The following is a 5,298-nucleotide window of genomic DNA, read 5'->3' on the forward strand; positions in this document are numbered from 1 at the left end:
AAGCCTCACTTAAGCCGCCTGATAAGGCACTGTTCTTTAACAATTAGCAACGAGACAATCTGTGTGGGCACTCGTTAACGAGTGTCGGCTCAAGAAATTCATGATTTATATTTAATTGAAGAGTTTGATCATGGCTCAGATTGAACGCTGGCGGCAGGCCTAACACATGCAAGTCGAGCGGTAGCACAGAGGAGCTTGCTCCTTGGGTGACGAGCGGCGGACGGGTGAGTAATGCTTAGGAACTTGCCTCTTGGAGGGGGACAACAGTTGGAAACGACTGCTAATACCGCATGATGTCGCAAGACCAAAGGGGGCTTCGGCTCCTGCCAAGAGAGAGGCCTAAGTGAGATTAGCTAGTTGGTGGGGTAAAGGCTCACCAAGGCGACGATCTCTAGCTGTTCTGAGAGGAAGATCAGCCACACTGGGACTGAGACACGGCCCAGACTCCTACGGGAGGCAGCAGTGGGGAATATTGGACAATGGGCGCAAGCCTGATCCAGCCATGCCGCGTGTGTGAAGAAGGCCTTCGGGTTGTAAAGCACTTTCAGTGGGGAGGAAAGGTTGGTGGTTAATACCCATCAGCTGTGACGTTACCCACAGAAGAAGCACCGGCTAACTCCGTGCCAGCAGCCGCGGTAATACGGAGGGTGCGAGCGTTAATCGGAATTACTGGGCGTAAAGCGCACGCAGGCGGATTGTTAAGCTAGATGTGAAAGCCCCGGGCTCAACCTGGGAATTGCATTTAGAACTGGCAGTCTAGAGTCTTGGAGAGGGGGGTGGAATTCCAGGTGTAGCGGTGAAATGCGTAGAGATCTGGAGGAACATCAGTGGCGAAGGCGGCCCCCTGGCCAAAGACTGACGCTCATGTGCGAAAGCGTGGGTAGCGAACAGGATTAGATACCCTGGTAGTCCACGCCGTAAACGCTGTCTACTAGCTGTCTGTGGCTTTAAGTCGTGGGTAGCGCAGCAAACGCGATAAGTAGACCGCCTGGGGAGTACGGCCGCAAGGTTAAAACTCAAATGAATTGACGGGGGCCCGCACAAGCGGTGGAGCATGTGGTTTAATTCGATGCAACGCGAAGAACCTTACCTACTCTTGACATCCACAGAACTTGGTAGAGATACCTTGGTGCCTTCGGGACCTGTGAGACAGGTGCTGCATGGCTGTCGTCAGCTCGTGTCGTGAGATGTTGGGTTAAGTCCCGCAACGAGCGCAACCCTTGTCCTTAGTTGCCAGCATTAAGTTGGGCACTCTAAGGAGACTGCCGGTGACAAACCGGAGGAAGGTGGGGACGACGTCAAGTCATCATGGCCCTTACGAGTAGGGCTACACACGTGCTACAATGGCGAGTACAGAGGGAAGCGAGACCGCGAGGTGGAGCGGATCCCTTAAAGCTCGTCGTAGTCCGGATTGGAGTCTGCAACTCGACTCCATGAAGTCGGAATCGCTAGTAATCGCAGGTCAGCATACTGCGGTGAATACGTTCCCGGGCCTTGTACACACCGCCCGTCACACCATGGGAGTGGGATGCAAAAGAAGTAGTTAGCTTAACCTTCGGGAGGGCGATTACCACTTTGTGTTTCATGACTGGGGTGAAGTCGTAACAAGGTAACCGTAGGGGAACCTGCGGTTGGATCACCTCCTTACGAAAAGAGCTGCGCTTGTTAGCGTAGTGTTCACACAGATTGTTTTGTTGCCAAGAAGAACGAGCAAGATATTGGGTCTGTAGCTCAGGTGGTTAGAGCGCACCCCTGATAAGGGTGAGGTCGGTAGTTCAAGTCTACTCAGACCCACCAATCATGGGGCTATAGCTCAGCTGGGAGAGCGCCTGCCTTGCACGCAGGAGGTCAGCGGTTCGATCCCGCTTAGCTCCACCACTCTATTTGATAGAGGGTGAGACAGATACTGATAAGCTCGTTGCTAAGGAAGACAGCCTTAATGAATGTGCACTTTAGAGTGTGGATTGATTAAGGTTTTTTAAACCTTAACTGTTCTTTAACAATTTGGACAAGCTGATAAAGAAAACATCCAGCTAAATAAGCGAAAGCGAATTTAGCGATTGTATGTAGCGTCATTGGTATTCTCGAAAGAGAAACAAGATGGTTGCTGGCTGTATGACACAAATTACGACGTGATTTGGGGTTGTATGGTTAAGTGACTAAGCGTATACGGTGGATGCCTAGGCAGTTAGAGGCGATGAAGGACGTGTAAATCTGCGAAAAGCTGTGGTGAGCTGATAAAACGCATTTGAGCCACAGATGTCCGAATGGGGAAACCCAGTGTGCTTGCACACTATCATATACTGAATACATAGGTATATGAGGCTAACCGGGAGAACTGAAACATCTAAGTACCCCGAGGAAAAGAAATCAACCGAGATTCCCTTAGTAGCGGCGAGCGAACGGGGACCAGCCCTTAAGCAATATCAAGATTAGTGGAACACTCTGGAAAGTGTGGCCGTAGCGGGTGATAGCCCCGTACACGAAGGTCTAGTATTGTGAAAACGAGTAAGACGGGACACGTGTTATCCTGTTTGAATATGGGGGGACCATCCTCCAAGGCTAAATACTCCTAACTGACCGATAGTGAACCAGTACCGTGAGGGAAAGGCGAAAAGAACCCCTGTGAGGGGAGTGAAATAGAACCTGAAACCGTATACGTACAAGCAGTGGGAGCACCTTCGTGGTGTGACTGCGTACCTTTTGTATAATGGGTCAGCGACTTATATTTTGTAGCGAGGTTAACCGCATAGGGGAGCCGTAGCGAAAGCGAGTCTTAACTGGGCGCTTAGTTGCAAGGTATAGACCCGAAACCCGGTGATCTAGCCATGGGCAGGTTGAAGGTTGAGTAACATCAACTGGAGGACCGAACCCACGCCTGTTGAAAAAGGCGGGGATGACCTGTGGCTGGGGGTGAAAGGCCAATCAAACCGGGAGATAGCTGGTTCTCCCCGAAAGCTATTTAGGTAGCGCCTCGGACGAATACCTACGGGGGTAGAGCACTGTTTGGGCTAGGGGGTCATCCCGACTTACCAACCCCATGCAAACTCCGAATACCGTAGAGTACTATCCGGGAGACACACGGCGGGTGCTAACGTCCGTCGTGAAGAGGGAAACAACCCAGACCGCCAGCTAAGGTCCCAAAGTTCTAGTTAAGTGGGAAACGATGTGGAAAGGCACAGACAGCTAGGAGGTTGGCTTAGAAGCAGCCACCCTTTAAAGAAAGCGTAATAGCTCACTAGTCGAGTCGGTCTGCGCGGAAGATGTAACGGGGCTCAAACTAGACACCGAAGCTGCGGCAGCATACTTAGTATGCTGGGTAGGGGAGCGTTGTGTAAGCCGTTGAAGGTGAACCGGGAGGTTTGCTGGAGGTATCACAAGTGCGAATGCTGACATGAGTAACGATAAAGGGGGTGAAAAACCCCCTCGCCGGAAGACCAAGGTTTCCTGTCCCATGCTAATCAGGGCAGGGTAAGTCGGCCCCTAAGGCGAGGCAGAAATGCGTAGTCGATGGGAAACGGGTTAATATTCCCGTACCGGTGTTATCAGTGATGGGGGGACGGAGAAAGCTATGCAGGCCTGGCGTTGGTTGTCCAGGTGAAAGTGCGTAGGCTGGCATTTTAGGTAAATCCGGAATGCTAAGGCTGAGACACGAGACGAGCCACTACGGTGGTGAAGTTGCAGATGCTCTGCTTCCAGGAAAAGCCTCTAAACTTATGATAACACTGACCGTACCCCAAACCGACACAGGTGGTCAGGTAGAGAATACCAAGGCGCTTGAGAGAACTCGGGTGAAGGAACTCGGCAAAATAGTACCGTAACTTCGGGAGAAGGTACGCCCCTGGACGTGAAGGACTTGCTCCGTAAGCGTCTGGGGGTCGCAGTGACCAGGTGGCTGGGACTGTTTATTAAAAACACAGCACTCTGCTAATTCGAAAGAAGACGTATAGGGTGTGACACCTGCCCGGTGCCGGAAGGTTAATTGATGGGGTTAGCTTAGGCGAAGCTCTTGATCGAAGCCCCGGTAAACGGCGGCCGTAACTATAACGGTCCTAAGGTAGCGAAATTCCTTGTCGGGTAAGTTCCGACCTGCACGAATGGTGTAACCATGGCCACGCTGTCTCCACCCGAGACTCAGTGAAATTGAAATCGCCGTGAAGATGCGGTGTACCCGCGGCTAGACGGAAAGACCCCGTGAACCTTTACTACAGCTTGGCACTGAACATTGACCCTACATGTGTAGGATAGGTGGGAGGCTTTGAAGCATTGTCGCCAGATGATGTGGAGCCGTCCTTGAAATACCACCCTTGTATGTTTGATGTTCTAACGTTGTCCCGTAATCCGGGATGCGGACAGTGTCTGGTGGGTAGTTTGACTGGGGCGGTCTCCTCCCAAAGAGTAACGGAGGAGCACGAAGGTCGGCTAATCCTGGTCGGACATCAGGAGGTTAGTGTAATGGCATAAGCCGGCTTAACTGCGAGACAGACACGTCGAGCAGGTACGAAAGTAGGTCATAGTGATCCGGTGGTTCTGTATGGAAGGGCCATCGCTCAACGGATAAAAGGTACTCCGGGGATAACAGGCTGATACCGCCCAAGAGTTCATATCGACGGCGGTGTTTGGCACCTCGATGTCGGCTCATCACATCCTGGGGCTGAAGTCGGTCCCAAGGGTATGGCTGTTCGCCATTTAAAGTGGTACGCGAGCTGGGTTTAGAACGTCGTGAGACAGTTCGGTCCCTATCTGCCGTGGGCGCTGGATGATTGAGGGGAGCTGCTCCTAGTACGAGAGGACCGGAGTGGACGAACCGCTGGTGTTCGGGTTGTGATGCCAATCGCATTGCCCGGTAGCTACGTTCGGAATCGATAACCGCTGAAAGCATCTAAGCGGGAAGCGAGCCCCAAGATGAGTCATCCCTAGAGCTTTAAGCTCTCTAAAGGGTTGTTCAAGACTAGAACGTTGATAGGCAGGGTGTGGAAGCGTTGTAAGGCGTTAAGCTAACCTGTACTAATTGCCCGTGAGGCTTAACCATACAACGCCCAAGTGACGTTGTGATGGCCAGCCATCTTAAACCAATAGACGCTACAGAATTCTTTATCCGGTGATGAGAACTCATCACTGATGCTTGTCCCAAATTGTCACCAGTTTTGCCTGGCGGCCATAGCGTTACGGAACCACCTGACTCCATTCCGAACTCAGAAGTGAAACGTAACAGCGGCGATGGTAGTGTGGGGTCTCCCCATGTGAGAGTAGCACACCGCCAGGCTCCCAATACGAAGAAGGGCTATCCGATTGGAT

The 5,298-nt window shown here is 52.0% G+C and carries 2 tRNA genes and 3 rRNA genes; all 5 read left to right on the forward strand.

Annotated elements, in window-relative coordinates:
• Positions 1 to 112: 112 nt before the first annotated feature.
• The 5 genes from KJY73_RS21610 (at position 113) to rrf (ending at position 5,266) form a co-directional block, all read left to right on the forward strand.
• Positions 113 to 1,647: ribosomal RNA gene (locus KJY73_RS21610) — 16S ribosomal RNA — on the forward strand.
• A 73-nt stretch (positions 1,648 to 1,720) separates the two neighbouring features.
• A tRNA-Ile gene (locus KJY73_RS21615) sits at positions 1,721 to 1,797 on the forward strand.
• Positions 1,798 to 1,802: 5 nt separating this feature from the next.
• Positions 1,803 to 1,878: transfer RNA gene (locus KJY73_RS21620), tRNA-Ala, on the forward strand.
• Between the two features lie 271 nt (positions 1,879 to 2,149).
• A 23S ribosomal RNA gene (locus KJY73_RS21625) occupies positions 2,150 to 5,032 on the forward strand.
• A 118-nt stretch (positions 5,033 to 5,150) separates the two neighbouring features.
• A 5S ribosomal RNA gene (gene rrf / locus KJY73_RS21630) occupies positions 5,151 to 5,266 on the forward strand.
• Together the 16S, 23S and 5S rRNA genes with 2 tRNA genes alongside form the textbook arrangement of a ribosomal RNA operon.
• Positions 5,267 to 5,298 lie beyond the last annotated feature (32 nt).

Origin of the sequence: Bowmanella yangjiangensis, assembly GCF_018531185.1 — a bacterium.
Lineage (GTDB): Bacteria > Pseudomonadota > Gammaproteobacteria > Enterobacterales > Alteromonadaceae > Bowmanella > Bowmanella yangjiangensis.